15 protein-coding genes are annotated in these 15,379 nt (G+C 71.7%); 7 read left to right on the top strand and 8 right to left on the bottom strand.

Translation table 11 applies throughout. From position 1 onward, the window contains the following. Positions 1-87: 87 nt before the first annotated feature. Together ACFYSH_RS11490 and ACFYSH_RS11485 are read left to right on the top strand one after the other, a co-directional pair. Positions 88-1,752 (top strand): ABC-F family ATP-binding cassette domain-containing protein, encoded by a 1,665-nt coding sequence (locus ACFYSH_RS11490; protein ID WP_388751980.1) that lies wholly within the window; start codon positions 88-90, stop codon positions 1,750-1,752. Between the two features lie 78 nt (positions 1,753-1,830). After that, positions 1,831-2,517, top strand: a complete 687-nt coding sequence (locus tag ACFYSH_RS11485; protein WP_388751978.1) for a class E sortase — start codon at positions 1,831-1,833, stop codon at positions 2,515-2,517. Here the strand turns inward: ACFYSH_RS11485 and ACFYSH_RS11480 are convergent. Both ACFYSH_RS11480 and ACFYSH_RS11475 read right to left on the bottom strand, forming a co-directional pair. Next, positions 2,512-4,941 carry a glycosyl hydrolase family 65 protein gene (locus ACFYSH_RS11480; protein WP_359463283.1) on the bottom strand — a complete coding sequence of 810 codons (2,430 nt, stop codon included), beginning with the start codon at positions 4,939-4,941 and terminating at the stop codon, positions 2,512-2,514. The genes ACFYSH_RS11485 and ACFYSH_RS11480 overlap by 6 nt on opposite strands. After that, positions 4,941-5,702, bottom strand: coding sequence for an HAD-IA family hydrolase (locus ACFYSH_RS11475; protein ID WP_359463285.1), 762 nt, complete (start codon positions 5,700-5,702; stop codon positions 4,941-4,943). Before ACFYSH_RS11475 ends, ACFYSH_RS11480 begins: the two co-directional genes overlap by 1 nt. Positions 5,703-5,850: 148 nt before the next feature. On the opposite strand from ACFYSH_RS11475, the gene ACFYSH_RS11470 reads away from it, so the two are divergent. Beyond that, positions 5,851-6,072: a hypothetical protein gene (locus tag ACFYSH_RS11470; protein ID WP_359463289.1), complete on the top strand. Its 222-nt coding sequence runs from the start codon at positions 5,851-5,853 to the stop codon at positions 6,070-6,072. 291 nt (positions 6,073-6,363) lie between these two features. Here the strand turns inward: ACFYSH_RS11470 and ACFYSH_RS11465 are convergent, their stop codons facing one another. Beyond that, positions 6,364-7,197: a transglycosylase family protein gene (locus tag ACFYSH_RS11465; protein ID WP_388751975.1), complete on the bottom strand. Its 834-nt coding sequence runs from the start codon at positions 7,195-7,197 to the stop codon at positions 6,364-6,366. Between the two features lie 124 nt (positions 7,198-7,321). Here ACFYSH_RS11465 and ACFYSH_RS11460 point away from each other — a divergent pair, with 124 nt between their 5' ends. Continuing rightward, positions 7,322-7,687, top strand: a complete 366-nt coding sequence (locus tag ACFYSH_RS11460) for a PH domain-containing protein (RefSeq protein WP_359463295.1) — start codon at positions 7,322-7,324, stop codon at positions 7,685-7,687. Positions 7,688-7,690: 3 nt separating this feature from the next. On the opposite strand, the gene ACFYSH_RS11455 is transcribed toward ACFYSH_RS11460, so the two are convergent. Next, the gene (locus ACFYSH_RS11455; protein ID WP_388751973.1) at positions 7,691-8,431 is read right to left on the bottom strand and encodes an N-acetylmuramoyl-L-alanine amidase; all 741 of its coding nucleotides are present in this window, start codon (positions 8,429-8,431) and stop codon (positions 7,691-7,693) included. Between the two features lie 92 nt (positions 8,432-8,523). Then, positions 8,524-9,171, bottom strand: coding sequence for a ScbR family autoregulator-binding transcription factor (locus ACFYSH_RS11450; RefSeq protein WP_359463301.1), 648 nt, complete (start codon positions 9,169-9,171; stop codon positions 8,524-8,526). A 144-nt stretch (positions 9,172-9,315) separates the two neighbouring features. Between ACFYSH_RS11450 and ACFYSH_RS11445 the strand changes: the two genes are divergently transcribed. Further along, entirely contained in the window at positions 9,316-10,188 is an 873-nt protein-coding gene (locus tag ACFYSH_RS11445; protein ID WP_359463304.1) for a ScbA/BarX family gamma-butyrolactone biosynthesis protein, read from the top strand. Between the two features lie 3 nt (positions 10,189-10,191). On the opposite strand, the gene ACFYSH_RS11440 is transcribed toward ACFYSH_RS11445, so the two are convergent. Further along, on the bottom strand, positions 10,192-10,956 hold the full coding sequence (locus ACFYSH_RS11440) for a glucose 1-dehydrogenase (RefSeq protein WP_359463307.1): 765 nt from the start codon (positions 10,954-10,956) through the stop codon (positions 10,192-10,194). 180 nt (positions 10,957-11,136) lie between these two features. Here ACFYSH_RS11440 and ACFYSH_RS11435 point away from each other — a divergent pair, with 180 nt between their 5' ends. Further along, positions 11,137-12,045, top strand: a complete 909-nt coding sequence (locus ACFYSH_RS11435; protein ID WP_359463310.1) for a zinc-binding dehydrogenase — start codon at positions 11,137-11,139, stop codon at positions 12,043-12,045. Between the two features lie 112 nt (positions 12,046-12,157). Continuing rightward, positions 12,158-13,234 carry an acyltransferase family protein gene (locus ACFYSH_RS11430; RefSeq protein ID WP_388751970.1) on the top strand — a complete coding sequence of 359 codons (1,077 nt, stop codon included), beginning with the start codon at positions 12,158-12,160 and terminating at the stop codon, positions 13,232-13,234. Between the two features lie 75 nt (positions 13,235-13,309). On the opposite strand, the gene ACFYSH_RS11425 is transcribed toward ACFYSH_RS11430, so the two are convergent. Beyond that, positions 13,310-13,615 (bottom strand): SCO5918 family protein, encoded by a 306-nt coding sequence (locus tag ACFYSH_RS11425; RefSeq protein ID WP_359463316.1) that lies wholly within the window; start codon positions 13,613-13,615, stop codon positions 13,310-13,312. Positions 13,616-13,679: 64 nt separating this feature from the next. Beyond that, a complete protein-coding gene (locus tag ACFYSH_RS11420) occupies positions 13,680-15,245 on the bottom strand; it encodes a DEAD/DEAH box helicase (protein ID WP_359463319.1) in 1,566 nt (521 codons plus the stop codon). Positions 15,246-15,379 lie beyond the last annotated feature (134 nt).

The raw sequence follows: 15,379 nt of genomic DNA, 5'->3' as shown, positions 1-15,379 counted from the left end.
ACCCGCACCCCTTCCTCTCCCGGCCGGTCGCCGCGTGGTGCTCGCACACGAAGCCCCTGTTCACACGCTTGCGACTGCGAGGATCACATGTCTCACCCCACCACGCCCGCCGCCTCCCTCAGCTGCTCCGCCCTGTCCTTCCGGTGGCCGGACGGCACGGAGGTCTTCGGCGGGCTGTCCCTCAGCGTCGGCCGGGGCCGCACCGGGCTCGTCGGGACCAACGGCTCCGGCAAGTCCACCCTGCTGCGGCTGCTGGCCGGCCGGCTGGAGCCCTCCGCCGGTTCGGTGACCGTCGGCGGGCACCTCGCGTACCTCCCGCAGAACCTCACCCTGGACACGGACCTCCGCGTCGAGGACGCCCTCGGCATCACCGAGCGGCGTACGGCGCTGCGCGCCATCGAGGCCGGTGACGTCGCCGAGAAGCACTTCGAGACGGTCGGCGACGACTGGGACGTCGAGGAGCGGGCTCTGGCGACCCTCGGCTCGCTCGGTCTCGGTGCGGTCGGTCTCGACCGCACCGTGGGGCAGTTGTCCGGCGGTGAGACCGTACTGCTGCGGCTGGCCGCACTGCTGCTGGAGCGCCCCGACGTCCTGCTGCTCGACGAGCCGACCAACAACCTCGACGTGTTCGCGCGCCGCCGGCTGTACGAGGCCGTCGAGTCCTGGCGCTCCGGGGTGCTCGTCGTGGTCAGCCACGACCGTGACCTGCTGGAGCGGGTGGACCGCATCGCCGACCTGCGCGCCGGTGCGGTGAGCTGGTACGGCGGCGGCTGGTCCGCCTACGAGGAGGCACTGGCCGCCCAGCAGGAGGCGGCCGGGCGTATGGTGCGGGCCGCCGAGTCCGACGTACGCCGTCAGAAGCGCGAGCTGGAGGAGGCGCAGATCAAGGTGGCCAGGCGCCAGCGGCACAACAAGAAGATGGACGCCCAGCGGCGGGCGCCCAGGATCGTCGCGGGTGAGCACAAGAGGTCCTCGCAGGAGGCGGCGGGCAAGCTCCGCGGGCTCCACGAGGACCGGCTCCAGGAGGCACGGGAGCGGCTCGACACGGCGTCGGAGGCGGTCCGGGACGACGCCGAGATCCGGGTGCGGCTCCCCCACACCGCCGTCCCGGCGGGCCGTACGGTCCTGAGCGTGCACGGGCTCCGCCCCCGCTACGGCGCCCTGCGCGACGGCGCCCTGCACGTCCAGGGGCCCGAACGCGTCGCGCTCATCGGACGGAACGGGGCGGGGAAGACGACGCTGCTGCGCACCCTCACCGGGGAGCTCCGGCCGGCGTCCGGCGAGGCCAGGGCCCATGTGCCGCTGCGCTTCCTGCCGCAGCGGCTCGATGTGCTGGACGACGGGCTGAGCGTCGCCGCGAACGTGGCGCGCATGGCGCCCGGGACCACCGACAACGAGATCCGCTCGCAGCTCGCCCGCTTCCTGTTCAAGGGAGCGCGCGCCGAGCAGCCGGCGGGCACCCTGTCGGGCGGCGAGCGTTTCCGCGCGGCCCTGGCGGCGACGATGCTCGCCACACCGGCCCCGCAGCTGCTGATGCTGGACGAGCCGACCAACAATCTGGACCTGGCGAGCGTGCGGCAGCTGACGAGCGCCCTCGAGTCCTACGAGGGCGCGCTGCTGATCGCCGGCCACGATCTGGCGTTCCTGGAGTCGGTCGGGATCACCCGCTGGCTGCTCGTGGGCGAGGAGCTGACGGAGCTGGGCGCCGAAGAGGTGCGCGAGCTGCTCGGCGCACCCGACGCGACCGTCTGACCGGTGGTGTACTGGAAGGGGGCCGGCCGCGTTCCCGGGCCCGCCCCGGCACCACCGGCCACCGATCCGAACCCTGCCATGCACCCTTCCCACGTACTGCGACGCGTTCCCCGGGCCCTCGCGGGCGCGGCCGTCGTCCTGCTGGCGGCCGGAGGGCCGGCAGCGGTGGCCGCCGCCGGCCCTCCGGCCGCCCGGGAAGCACCGGCGGCCGCGGGCCCGACCGCCGGGCTCCCGGCCGACCGGACCGATCCACGCACGGCGACCGCGAAGCTCACCATCCCGTCGATCGGCGTGACGGACCTGCGTGTCGTCCCGTACGAGGGCACGACGGACGACGGCCCCGGGACCCGCGTCCAGGACCGCGGGGTGGCGGCCAGCCCGTACGGCGAGAAGGGTGGCGTCGGGCCCGGCGAGGTCGGGAACTACCTGGTGACGGCCCACCGGCTCTCCGCCGGAGGCCCGCTCCGCGACCTGCCGTCGCTCGGGAAGGGCGACTCCGTCCTCGTCACGGAGGGCGGCACGGTCTACGAGTACCGGATCACCGAGTCGCGGCAGACGTCCTTCCGGTCCGAGCGCTCGCTCGCCGAACAGCGGGCGGAGGTCCCGGGCGAACCGGATGAGAAGCCGGTCCGGGCGATGATCACCCTCTCCACCTGCGCGACCCCGGAGGACGACGCCGCCGGGAACTTCTGGCGCGACGCCCACGACAATCCGGAGCACCGCATCGACAGGATCGGCGTCCTGGTGTCCACCAGGGCCTCATGAGCCGCCCGGCATGTCGGTCGGCAGCTCCAGCCACCGCGCCGTGCCCGGCTCGACGACGTACGCGCTGCCGTCCAGCCTCACCCTGACCCCGGGCCGCTCCGAGTCCGGTACGGCGATCCTCAGGCGCTCCGCGCGCAGGCGCAGGTCCACGTCCCAGTGCCGGCGGAAGCGGAGCCGCATCCGGAACTTCGAGAGCTGGGGCAGCGTGGCCGGTGCCAGCCACAGGGCGTCGTCGCGGGTCTCCAGGCCCGTCATCCCGCGCTGGACGAAGTCGAGGGTGCCCGCCATCGCCCCCAGGTGGATGCCTTCCTCGGTCGTACCGCCCTGGATGTCCGCGACATCGCCGATCAGCGCCTCCTCGCAGTACACCCAGGCGTCGTCGCGGTGCACCCGGGCCAGCACCCACGCATGGACGAGTGAGCTGAGGGTGGAGCCGTGACTCGTGCGCTTCACGTAGTAGTCGACGGTGGCCCGCCAGGTCTTGTCGTCGAGTTCGTGTCCGAGCCGCCGGAACAGCGCGGCGAGTTCCTTCGGCGAGAAGAGGTAGCCGAGCATCAGCACGTCGGCCTGCTTGGACGCCTGGTAGCGGTTGGCGGTGTCGCCCTCCGCCTCCAGGATGCGGTCGAGGCGCCGGATGTCCCCGTACCGCTCCCCGTAGCCCTCCCAGTCCAGCTCGGCCAGATCTCCGTAACCGGCGAACTGGCTGATGACACCGCGGTGGTGCGGCACGTACAGCCGCCGCGAGATGTGGTCCCAGCGGTCCAGCTCCGCCGGGTCGAGCCTGATCAGGTCGAGGAGCTGCCGGCAACGGCTCGCTGGCAGCGCGCGGCAGAGCTCGCCGGCCCGTGCCAGCACCCAGGCCGCCGTCACGTTCGTGTACGTGTTGTCATCGAGCCCCGCCGCGTCGGAATCCGGATAGGCGTCGTGGTACTCGTCGGGCCCGACGACCCCCCGGATGCGGTACCTCGCGAGGTCGTCGTCCCATGCGGCACTGTCCGCCCAGAAACGGGCGATCTGCATCAGCATCTCGGCGCCCTTGGAGTAGAGGTACTCCGTGTCGCCGGTGGCCTGGCAGTACTGCCACACGTTGTACGCGACGGCCGAGCCGACATGGTGCTGCAGCCGTGAACGGTCGGGCAGCCAGTGCCCCGAGCGCGGGTTGAGGTGGACCGCCTGGGTCTCCTCGCGCCCCTCGTCGGCGCTCTGCCACGGGTACATCGCACCCGCCCTGCCCACGGCACGCGCGGCGGCGCGGGCCGCGGGGAGCCGCCGGTGGCGGTAGTCGAGCAACCCCCGGGAGATCTCCGGGAGATGCAGGTTCAGGAAGGGCAGGACGAACAGCTCGTCCCAGAAGACGTGCCCCCGGTACGCCTCACCGTGCAGCCCTCTGGCCGGCACCCCGACGTCGAGTTCCGCGGTGTGCGGGGAGAGCGTCTGGAGCACGTGGAAGAGGTGCAGCCGCAGGATGCGTCCGGACTCCCCTGGCACCTCGAGCTTGACCTGCTGCCACAGATCGGCCCAGGCCCGGCGGTGCGAGGTCAGCAGCCGGTCGTACGCCGGAGCGGTGGCGACCGCGGATGCCGCGGCCCGCAGCGGGCTGCCGATCGCCGGGTCACGGGAGGTGAAGAGCGCGACCGTCTTGTCGACCACGGCGTCGCGGTGCGGGGCCAGCGGCAGCGTCATCATCTGGTGGACCGCGCGCGGCTCCTGCCGGGGTTCGGCCCGGTGGGCGCCGTCGCGTTCCGGACCGCAGGAGGCCACGGTGCGGGCGGCCAGCGCGATCCCGATGTCCGACTCCACCGTGCGGCAGCGCAGCCACACCGCGGACTCCGGCTCCGTGCCGGTCTCCCATCCGGTGAGATGGCGGTCGGCCAGATTCCGGTAGCGCGCGACCCCGGTGTTGCGGACATCGCCGTCGATCGAGGACTCCACCTCCAGCTCCCCCGACCAGCCTTCGGCGGTGAACACCGTGTGCAGCGCGGCGAGATGGGGGTCGCCCATGTGCACAAGGCGTTGCTGCCCGACGGTCAGCCGCCTGCCTTCCCCGTCGTCGTACACCGAGTGGCGGGTCAGCGTCCCGCCGCGCAGGTCGAGCGACTGGTGGTGGTCCACGAGGGAGACGTCGTCGGGGGTCAGCCACGGGCCGGGCCGGCCACCGGCGGGGTGGATGCGGTAGCGCAGCGGCAGCCAGTCGGGGAGGTTGACCAGGTCCTCGTTCTCTACCTGGCGTCCCTGGACCGAGGACGTCAGCCGGTTGTAGCAGCCCGCGACGTACGTGCCCGGGTAGTGCGTGTCGCCCGCGGGTGTCTCGGGCGCGGCTCCCCGGGTGGCGAAGTAACCGTTGCCCAGGGTGCACAGCGCTTCGCGCAGGCGTTCCTTCTCCGGTTCGTACCCCTCGTACGCCCAGATCCAGCCGCGCGCCATCAGTCCTCCCCGTTGATCAGCAGGTCTCCCGGATCGGCCACCACGAGATCCGCGCCGTGCCGCCGCAGATCGTTGGCGGCCTCAGGACTGTCCGTCCGGTCCACCCCGATGACCAGCCCGAAGCCGCCCCGCCGGCCCGCTTCCACTCCGGCCAGCGCGTCCTCCACCACGGCGGTCTCCCCGGCCGGGACCCCCAGACGCCGCGCCGCCTCGGTGAACAGGGCGGGGTCCGGTTTGCCGGGAAGCTCCAGGCGGCGCGCCTCGTTGCCGTCGACCACCGCGGTGAAGAGGTCCAGGAGGCCGGCCCCGGCCAGCAGCTCCGTCGCGTGCCGGGACGCGGACGCGGCGGCGAACGGGACACGCGCGTCGTGCAGCACGTGCAGGAGGCGGACCGTCCCCGGCCAGACCGCGATCGGGTGGGTGCGCAGGCTCCGGGTGAACGCCTCGTCCTTGCGTGCGGCGACGGCCCACACCGTCCCGGTGCCCGGGGGGTCGTCGGGGCTGCCCTCGGGGAGGACGAGGCCCCGGGACCTGAGGAAGGCGGCAGCACCGTCCTTGCGCGACATGCCGTCGACGTGACGCCGGTAGTCCTCCGCCTCGTCGAAGGGCCGCTGCCCCTCGTGGGCGGCCAGGCAGGCGTCGAAGGCCGGCTTCCACGCGGCGGCGTGCGCCGGGGCGGAGTCGGTGATCACTCCGTCCGTGTCGAAGACCACGGCGTGCACGGAGAGCAGGACTGCGGCCGGTGACGGTGCGCGTGCCATGACCGGGTGGTCCCTTCGTCGAGGCGTCCCCCCGTCCCATGGCACCAGGTTCCGGGCCGGGCCGCCCCTCGTGGGCCGCCCCTCGCGACCAACCTTGGCACATGTCGCAAAAGTGCCTCTGCGCCCTTTTCGGGACTACCGTAAGAGCATGGCCAGAACCGAGCGTCAGACCGATCGGCAGGCGGAGTACGTGTGTCCGGCCTGCAAGCAGCCCGTCGAGACCGTACTGACTCGGCACAAGACCCTCGGCATCTTCGTCCCGCACTGGGGAGCCGGCCCGTGTCACAACCCCGAGTGCCGCAGTTACGAGACGGAGTCCGGGAACACGTCCGGTTCCGCGCGGGGCCTCGGTTCCGTCGGAGGGCGGTGAAGGGGGCTCAGGACCAGGTCCGGTCCGGGTCACCGGAGCAGGAGAAGAGGGAATGTGGCTCCGTCCGCCGGTTCCGCCGGCGGTGCGTGGGGGAGGATCACCGTGGCGTCTTCGAAAGCGCCCTGAGTGGCGTGCTGTTCGTCGACGAGACCTGCACCTTCACTCCTGAGGGGCGACTGCCGACTTCGGCCGTGACACGCTTCTCGCATGCGGTGGTGTCCGAGAACTGGATGTCCTGACCACTCACCAGGCCCGCATGTCCCCTGTCCCCGCACTGCCCGGGGTGGTGCGTCAGGCGTTGAGCTGGAGGCGCTGACCGGGGAAGATCAGGTGCGGTCCGCGGTCGAGGACGTCACGGTTCCGCTCGTACAGCGCGCGCCAGCCACCGGACACGTCCGCGCGCTCGGCGATCACCGAGAGGCAGTCGCCGGCCTCGACGACGTATGTCCGCGCGTCGGCGAGGTCCTCGGCGTGGTGCGTCACGTCGCTGTCGTGGGTGCCGCCCGTCGAGCTGTCGGACGAGGAGCTGCCGGACGAGGAGCTGCCGGACGAAGAGCTGCCGGGGGAGCCGTTGTTCGGGCTGCCGTTCGACTGTTGCTGGGGTGCCGTCGGCGCGGTGTCGCTCCGGTCCGCGTTCTCGGACGAGGACGACGAGGACTCCGAGGACTCCGAGGGGGACGACGACGTACCGTTCGCGCCGAGGCGTCCGCAGGTGGGCCAGGCGCCCATTCCCTGGGAGCGGGCGACGCGTTCCCCGACGGCGATCTGTTCGGCCCGGGTTGCGAGGTCGGCGCGGGGCGCGTATTGCCCGCCGCCGTAGGCCCGCCAGGTGGAGGGAGCGAACTGCAGTCCCCCGTGGTAGCCGTTCCCGGTGTTGATGTTCCAGTTGCCGCTGCTCTCGCACTCGGCGATGCGGTCCCAGTCCGTACCCGCCGTGACCGTGTGCACGATGAGGACGCGGGCGGGGGCGGCCTGGGCGGGGGCCACCTGGGTGGGGGCCTGGGCCGGGGCCTTGGCGGGGGCGTCCGCGACGCTGCGGCCGGCGAGGCCGAGCACGCTCAGGAGGACGAGCAGAAGGGCGAGCACCGATTCGACGGGCCGCTTGGCGAGGGGTGATGTCGGCATGACGGTATTCCTCCGCTGTGCTCCGGAAGGTGTGCGAGGGCAGGAACAGATAAGCCGCCGATATTCTTTTCCGTGGGTTGCGACGCGTTCGACGTCCGCACATTCACTCAGGTGGGGGTCTCTCATGGCACTGTTCGGTAACGCGCACACCGTCGATCCGACGGCCGCACAGCGTGACTACGCACGGCTCCTCGGGCAGGGCGAGCAGGTGCACGCCGCGTATCTGCTGATCCGCGACACGATCCTCTTCACCGACCGCAGGCTCGTCCTCATCGACAAGCAGGGGATCACCGGCAAGAAGGTGGAGTACCACTCCGTCCCGTACCGGAGCATCACGCACTTCGCGGTGGAGACGGCGGGGACCTTCGACCTGGACGCCGAGCTCAAGATCTGGATCAGCGGCTCCCCCACACCCATCCAGAAGACGTTCACCAAGGGCGTCGACATCTACGAGGTCCAGGCCGTCCTCACCCAGTACGTAGCGAGGTAGCCGCTACGGCTGCCGTGCGGCGGCCCTCAGCCGGGCCATCTCCGCCCGGACGGTGGGCAGTTGCTCGTACAACGCCTCGCCCGGGCAGTACGTCTGGAAGGTGTCGCGGTGACCGGCCACGGCATGGAGGTACACCACCTCACCACGCCGGTACAGGCTCTCGTCGTTCGTCGAGACCATCCGCACGAAGCCCTTCGGGTCGACGGCCCGGTCCAGTTTCCACGCGCCCACCTTCGCGATCCCCTCGATGAGCGCCTTCGGTACCCGCACACCGGGGCCGAAGGTGCCGAGGGCCGCGATCCCCACGCTGTGCGCGTTGAACCCGGTGGCGTGGGCCCCGCGCACGGAGCGTCCGACGCCGCCCGCCCGGCCCTCGTACACGGTCCCGCAGCGGTCGACGACGAAGTTGTAGCCGATGTCGTCCCAGCCCTCACCCCGGACGTGCGCCTCCTCCATCGCTCGGAGCATCTCGGGGGCGTCGGCGCAGTCGTACTGGTTGGTGTGCCCGGTGTGATGGACGAAGACGGCCCTGACCGTCCCCGTGTACACCGCGTCCTCCTTCACCAGGCTCTCGTCCGCGTGCCACTGGGCCCGGGTGACGATCGCGGGCCGCGGGGCCCCGGCCGGTGTCGCCGGCTTCGCGGTGCCCCCCTCGGGCGCGACGAGCCGTACCGGCGCGTCCCGCAAGACCAGGAACGCCAGCGGCACGACCATGGCGCCCACGGCTGTTCGGCGAAGCCACATAGGGCCACCATGCGCGCTGACCAGCCACGTCGCAGGTATCCGGCATCCGATCGGGTGACCTGTGGCGGCGCGGCCGTGGCAGCGCCCGAGGGTCAGGAAACGGCGACCGTCTGCTGCTGCTGCTCGACGATGCGTGCCGCGCGGTGCGGGGACGTGTCGAGCCGGGCGAGCACTCCCGGGACCGCGTTGTTGGGCAGGATGAGCTCGAAGAGGGCGGAGATCTCGCCGACCAGGTCCGGCGGCTCGGCCATCGACTCGGTCACCAGCTGGACTCCGGTCCAGGCGCCGACGAAGAGCCGGGACGTGGCCTCCGGGTCGACGTGCGGAAGGAGCTCTCCGCGCTCCTTGGCCTCGGTCAGTATCTCCGTGCCGAGGACTATCCAGTCCGGCCAGCGGGTACCGAACAGCCCACGCGCCCGAGGGTCGACGGACAGCCGGATCGAGGCACTGAGCAGGGGCTCCCTGGGCAGCCGGTAGGCGAGCAGGAGCGCTATGTCCACCCATTCCTGCAGCTTGAAGGTCTGCGGGGTGACCCCGTCCGAGGTCACCGCCTCCTGGAGGACACCACGGGCCAGCTCCTCCTTCGACGTGAAGTGGAAGTAGAGCGCACCCCGCGTCAGACCGGCCCGGTCGAGGATCGCGGCGATCGTGGCGGCGTCGTAACCGTGCTCGTCGAAGACCTCGGCAGCGGCTTCCAGGAAGATCCTGCGCGTGCGGATCGCCCGTTGCTGTCGTGCCAACTCGCGCTCCCCTTGAACGTGGCGTGACGCTTCTTCAAAAAGTACCGGTGAGACGGTATCCTATCAGCGCCGCCATGCTCATTCTGCGCCATGTCCGGGAGGGCCGTGCCCGACATACCTGTTGTACCGCGCCCGCCACGGACCATGGCAGAGGTTCGGGACGGGGTCCCCAAGGAGTACGTCCACCTCCGACGCTCCGACATGGTTCTCCTCACCTCCTGGCGAAGCCTGGAGGAGGGCGAGTTCTCGTTGTCCGCGAGGTGGCCGGCTCCCGCGGCGGGGCGCGCCTACGACCCCCGGGTGCTCACCCAGACCATTCGGCAGAGCGGGCTGGTCATCGCGCACGCGGCGTACGGCGTCCCGCTCGAGGATCAAACCCTGCTCCACTACTTCGACTTCACCGTCTCCCCCGGTTTCCGTGTACCCACCGAGGGGCCCGGCGAACTCGCTGTCGAGGTGTCCGTGACGAACCCGAAGAAGCGCGGCCGTTCCGTCAGTTCACTCGGCATGGACGTCCGGGTCCTCCAGGGCGGCAGCCTGGTGGCCCACGCGGACTCCGAATTCGGCTGGGTCTCCCCGCGCGCCTACCGCCGGCTCCGCGGCGCACACCTCACCGCCGACTGGAACACCTGGCCACTTCCCGCCCCGGTCGACGCGCACACCGTCGGCCGCGCCGTCCCGTCCGAGGTGGTCCTGGCGGCCGGTGACCGGCCCCGCCACTGGCAGCTGCGCAACGACGTGGCCGACACCGTGCTGTACGACCACCCGGTCGACCACGTCCCCGGGCTCGTCCTGATGGAGGCCGCCGACCAGGCCGCGCGGGCCGCCCTGCATCCCGCCCGCTTCGAGGCGACCACCGTCACCAGCGCGTTCGAGCGCTACGCAGAATTCGACCGCCCCTGCTGGGTCGAGGCGGAGCTCCTGCCCGCCGCCCCCGGAGAGGCTTCCGTCCTGGTCACGGCGACGCAGGACGGGGAGACGGTCTTCCGGGGCGGGCTGAGCGGCCCCTGCGGCTGAGGCTCACTGGTTGATGAAGCCGCCGTCCACCGGGAGAACGGTGCCCGTGAGGAAGGGACACCGGTCGCTGAGCAGCCAGGCCACCGCGTTGGCGATCTCCTCCGGCTCGGCCGTACGCCCCTGAGGCGTACGGCTGTTGACCATCTGCTCCAGCCCCGGGTTACGTCCGAACCAGTCGGCGGTGATCTCGCTGCGCGTGGTGCCCGGGGCCACCGCGTTCACCCGGATGCCCTGTTGGGCGTACTCGTCCGCAGCGGCCCTGGTGAGCCCGACGACGGCGTGCTTGGCGGCTATGTAGGCCGCGGCCGACGGTATGGCCACCAGGCCGCCCACACTGCTGTTGTTCACGATGGAGCAGTCGCCGGGGTTCTCCAGCATGGCGGCGATCTCGGGCCGGAGGCAGTTCCAGACGCCCCGCACATTGACGTCCATGACCGCGTCGTAGACGTCGTCGCCCATGAGGTGCAGGGGAGTCCGGTCGCCGCCGAGCCCCGCGTTGTTGAAGGCCGAGTCCAGGCGCCCGTAGGTGTCGACCGCGAAGCCGACGGCGCGGGCGGCGTCCTCGGCCACCGTGACATCGCAGACGACGTAGGAGGCGTGAGCCCCCTTGTCCCTCAGTTCGGCCGTCAGTGCGGCCAGCCGGTCCTCCCGGCGCGCGGCCAGGACGACCGTCGCGCCCTCCTCGGAGAACACCCGCGCCGCCGCCGCGCCGATACCGCTGCTCGCCCCGGTGATCAGGACGACTCTGTCGTGCAGAAGATCGCTCATGGCCGCAGTCTGGCAGGCCACCCTGCCCGGCGGCCACGGTCGTGCTCACCCCAAAGCCTCGACGCAACGTCACGGCGATAACAGACCGTACGTACTGTTTTCGCCCCACTCTCGGCAGAAGACCGGCAGGAGGTTCACAGAGCCTGCGGCTGTCCGAAGGGCTTCGCGGTACCGTGCGGCATGCTCGCCATACAGTTCGACCGATTCGGTGGCCCCGACGTACTCCGCCCCGTGGAACTGGCCGCCCCCACGCCCGGCCCCGGAGAGGTGCTCCTCACCGTCGAGGCCGCCGGGGTGAACTTCGCGGACACCCATCAGGTGGACGGCTCCTACCTCGGTGCCGACGCCCTGCCGTACGTCCCCGGCAGCGAGGTCGTCGGCCGCACCCCGGACGGCAGGCGGGTGCTGGCCCGGGTCTCGCACGGTTACGCGGAGCAGGTGACCGCCAAGGAGTCCGGCCTCGTGGAGATCCCCGAGGATCTCGGCGCCGCCCAGGCACTCGCCCTGATGGTGCAGGGACTGACCGCCTGGCACCTGCTGCGTTCGGCGGCCCGGCTGCGTGACGGCGAGAGTGTCGTCGTGCACTCGGCGGCGGGCGGTGTCGGCAGCCTCGCCGTCCAGCTGGCCCGGGAGTTCGGAGCGGGCCGGGTGCTCGCCCAGGTCTCCACGCCGGCCAAGGAGCGGCTCGTCCTGGGCCTCGGCGCGGACGAGGTGATCACCTACCCCCTCGCGGAGAAGGCGGACGTCGTCCTGGACGCCGTCGGCGGGGACCTCTTCGACCAGGCCCTGGACTCCCTGGCCTCCTTCGGCCGGCTGGTCACCTACGGAAACGCCGCCCGCTCCGGCTTCACCCCGGTCGACCCGGGCAGGCTCGGCCGGCTCAACGCCTCCGTCGTCGGCTTCTGGCTGCGCCCCACCCTGGCCGTTCCGGGCGCGGTCGGCGGCCCTCTGAAGGAGCTCTTCACCCTGGTCGCCGAGGGCCGCCTCAAGCCCGTGACCGGCGGCAGCTACCCGCTCGCCGACGCCCGGCGAGCCCATGAGGACCTGCTCGCCCGCCGGACCACCGGAAAGCTCATCCTGACTCCCTGAGCGGACCTCGGCCACGGAACAGCCCTGACGACCTGGTGCACTCCCCGTCGTGCGGCGGTCGCCAGGGCCTTCTGGACGAGAGACCCCGCGGGACAGCCCTTAGGGTGGCCCGATGCCCTCCCTGACCTCACACGCCCCGGGGCCGGCCGCCGCCGGGGACGGTGCGCCGGCGACCGCACCCGCCCGCCCCGGCCGTGACCCGTTCTTCGACAACGCGAAGTACCTGGCCATCGTCCTCGTCGCGGTGGGGCACTCCTGGGAGCCCCTGCCCGACAGCGGACGCCTGGTGGAGACGCTCTACACCTTCGTCTACACGTTCCACATGCCGGTCTTCATCATCATCGCCGGTTACTTCTCGCGCGGCCTCGACCTGCGGTCCCGCCGGGTCTGGAAGCTCGTCACCAGCCTGGTCGTGCCCTACGCCGTCTTCGAGATCGCCTACACCCTCTTCGAGCGCCTGACCGGCTCCCCGGACTTCTCCCTGAGCCCGCTCACGCCGTACTGGCTGTTGTGGTTCCTGCCCGCCCTGTTCCTCTGGCGTCTCACCACCCCCTTCTGGGAGACGGTCCGGTGGCCCGTGGCGGTGGCCCTGGTCATCGCGGCCATGGGGGCGGTGTCGAGCAACATCGGCGGCGACCTGCACCTCCAGCGCGTCCTGCAGTTCCTGCCGTACTACGTCCTGGGCCTCCAGCTGCGCCCCGCGCACTTCGACCTCGTACGCCGTCGCACCGTGCGCCTCGCGTCCGTGCCCGTCTGCCTGGTGGCCCTGGCCGCCGCCTACTGGGCGGTGCCGCGCACCACGACCTCATGGTTCTTCCGCCGCTACGGCGCCGAGCAGCTCGGCTCGCCCGCCTGGACGGGCGCCGTGGTGACCCTCCTGCTGTTCAGCTGCGCCCTGGTGCTCAGCGCCTGCTTCCTCGCCTGGGTACCGAACCGCAGGCTGTGGATGACCGCACTCGGCGCGGGCACGCTCTACGGCTATCTGCTGCACGGCTTCGTCATCAAGGGCGCGGTCAAGCTCGACCTCTACGAGGTGGACGTCGTCTCCACCCCGCTGGGCCGGATCCTGGTGTCCGTCGCCGCCGCGGCCATGGTCACGGCCCTCTGCACCCCGCCCGTCCGGCGGATGTTCCGGTACGCCGTGGAGCCCCGGCTCGACTGGGCCAGGAAGCCGGCACCGGCACCCTGACGGCAACGGCCCCGGACGCACCGCACCCCCGGGCCCAGAGGGCTCGGGGGTGCGACGTACCGACGGAGCGGCGGCTCAGGCGTCGGGGGTTCCGAGCAGGGCGGACGCGTTCTCCAGCGGGGTGAGCGGCACCGCGGGAGCGGGCACCTCCGCGGGGCGGCAGGTGAAGCCGAGACGCGTCAGCGCCCTGGTCACCTCGCCGGCGGAGAAGTCCCGGCGGTCCTGCCGGGTGATGATCTCGCCGACCTGCTTGACGGGGTAGACGCGGCGGCTGATGACCACCGCGTCACCGGTGACGGGCTCGGGCTTGACGCCCTTCATCGACTCCTCGACCTCGTTCTTGAAGAGGTCGAAGGGGAAACGGGCGATGACACAGCGCATGGTGCCTCAACAAGGTGGTCGTGGAGAAAGCCGGACGGGTTCGGCCGGGCTTCCGGCCGGATGGCTACGCGGCCTTGTTGGACCGGCGCTGCGCAGCCGCGGCACGCGCCTGCGGCGTCGCCGTGTTGGCGTTGGATCGGCGCCCCTGGCCGGGACGCGCGCCGCGCCGGCCGCGGGGGCCGGAACCGCTGCTCTTGCGCTCCGACAACGGTGAGGTGATCGTGACGGGCACACCCGACGGCGCCTGGGCTCCGGTGATGCGGTTGAGCTCGGCCTCGCCGGAGCGGACCTGGGCGATCTGCGGCGTGATGCCTGCATCGGCCATCAGCCGGGTCATCTCGCGGCGCTGGTTGGGCAGCACCAGCGTGACGACACTGCCGGACTCGCCGGCGCGCGCCGTACGGCCGCCGCGGTGCAGGTAGTCCTTGTGGTCGCTGGGCGGGTCGACGTTGACGACCAGGTCGAGGTTGTCGACGTGGATGCCGCGGGCGGCGACGTTCGTGGCGACCAGCACCGTGACATGGCCGGTCTTGAACCGGTCCAGGGTGCGGGTGCGCTGCGGCTGGGACTTGCCTCCGTGCAGCGCGGCCGCCCGCACACCGCTGTGCAGCAGGTGGTCGGTGAGCTTGTCCACCGCGTGCTTGGTGTCCAGGAACATGATCACCCGGCCCTCGCGGGCGGCGATCTCGGTGGTCGTCGCGTACTTGTCGGCGCCCTGGACGTAGAGCACGTGGTGCTCCATCGTCGTCACCGCGCCGGCCGCCGGGTCCACCGAGTGGACGACCGGGTCGTGCAGGTAGCGGCGGACCAGCAGGTCGACGTTGCGGTCCAGCGTGGCCGAGAACAGCATGCGCTGGCCCTCGGGGCCGACCTGGTCCAGCAGCTCGGTGACCTGGGGCATGAAGCCCATGTCGGCCATCTGGTCGGCCTCGTCGAGGACGGTGATGGCGACCCGGTCGAGCGTGCAGTCGCCGCGCTCGATGAGGTCCTTCAGGCGGCCCGGGGTGGCGACCACGACTTCGGCGCCGCCGCGCAGCGCGCTGGCCTGGCGGCCGATCGACATGCCGCCGACGACCGTGGCCAGCCGGAGCTTGAGGGACCGGGCGTACGGGGTGAGCGCGTCGGTGACCTGCTGGGCCAGTTCCCGGGTGGGGACGAGGACCAGGGCCAGCGGGCGGCGCGCGTCGGCACGGTTGCCCGCGGTGCGGGCCAGCAGGGCAAGCCCGAAGGCGAGCGTCTTACCCGATCCGGTGCGGCCGCGGCCCAGGACGTCCCGTCCGGCGAGCGAGTTCGGCAGGGTGGCCGCCTGGATGGGGAACGGCACGGACACGCCCTCGGACGTCAGTGCCGCCAGCAGCGGCGCGGGCATCTCCAGGTCCGCGAAGGCCTCGACGGCGGGCAGCGCGGGGGTGATGGTCACCGGCAGGGCGAACTCACCCGAGACGGAGGAGGAGCGGCGGCCGTAGCCGCCGGAGCGCTTCGGACCACCGGAGCGGCCCTGCGAACCCGGGGCGCCCGGCCGGCCGGATCCCGAGGAGCGGAATCCGTTGGCGGTACGACTGCCGGCTGATCCACCGGAACGCGTCCGGGAGAATCGGTCGTTCGTGCGAGCTGTGCGATCGCGGTTCAATGGAGAACCTTTCCCTCGAATGGCGCGTGTCGAGGGATTCTTTCCGGGCGGCTGCAGCCATGTAGGGCGCCAAGAATCGCAAGAACGAGCCGGTGAAATAACCAAGAACGAAGCCCGTCCGGCGGATGAACCAG

The sequence above is a fragment of the Streptomyces sp. NPDC005791 genome, assembly GCF_042871485.1.
Classification (GTDB): domain Bacteria; phylum Actinomycetota; class Actinomycetes; order Streptomycetales; family Streptomycetaceae; genus Streptomyces.
The sequence above is the reverse complement of the archived record's forward strand: the minus strand, read 5'-3'. Positions and strand labels throughout refer to the sequence as shown.

Excerpts from the sequence above, each read along its gene's own strand:
- ACFYSH_RS11480 (WP_359463283.1), bottom strand. The coding sequence starts at position 4,941 with ATGGCGCGCGGCTGGATCTGGGCGTACGAGGGGTACGAACCGGAGAAG.
- ACFYSH_RS11460 (WP_359463295.1), top strand. The coding sequence starts at position 7,322 with ATGGCACTGTTCGGTAACGCGCACACCGTCGATCCGACGGCCGCACAG.
- ACFYSH_RS11490 (WP_388751980.1), top strand. The coding sequence starts at position 88 with ATGTCTCACCCCACCACGCCCGCCGCCTCCCTCAGCTGCTCCGCCCTG.
- ACFYSH_RS11435 (WP_359463310.1), top strand. The coding sequence starts at position 11,137 with ATGCTCGCCATACAGTTCGACCGATTCGGTGGCCCCGACGTACTCCGC.
- ACFYSH_RS11475 (WP_359463285.1), bottom strand. The coding sequence starts at position 5,702 with ATGGCACGCGCACCGTCACCGGCCGCAGTCCTGCTCTCCGTGCACGCC.
- ACFYSH_RS11440 (WP_359463307.1), bottom strand. The coding sequence starts at position 10,956 with ATGAGCGATCTTCTGCACGACAGAGTCGTCCTGATCACCGGGGCGAGC.
- ACFYSH_RS11445 (WP_359463304.1), top strand. The coding sequence starts at position 9,316 with ATGGCAGAGGTTCGGGACGGGGTCCCCAAGGAGTACGTCCACCTCCGA.
- ACFYSH_RS11425 (WP_359463316.1), bottom strand. The coding sequence starts at position 13,615 with ATGCGCTGTGTCATCGCCCGTTTCCCCTTCGACCTCTTCAAGAACGAG.
- ACFYSH_RS11465 (WP_388751975.1), bottom strand. The coding sequence starts at position 7,197 with ATGCCGACATCACCCCTCGCCAAGCGGCCCGTCGAATCGGTGCTCGCC.
- ACFYSH_RS11485 (WP_388751978.1), top strand. The coding sequence starts at position 1,831 with ATGCACCCTTCCCACGTACTGCGACGCGTTCCCCGGGCCCTCGCGGGC.
- ACFYSH_RS11470 (WP_359463289.1), top strand. The coding sequence starts at position 5,851 with ATGGCCAGAACCGAGCGTCAGACCGATCGGCAGGCGGAGTACGTGTGT.
- ACFYSH_RS11455 (WP_388751973.1), bottom strand. The coding sequence starts at position 8,431 with ATGTGGCTTCGCCGAACAGCCGTGGGCGCCATGGTCGTGCCGCTGGCG.
- ACFYSH_RS11430 (WP_388751970.1), top strand. The coding sequence starts at position 12,158 with ATGCCCTCCCTGACCTCACACGCCCCGGGGCCGGCCGCCGCCGGGGAC.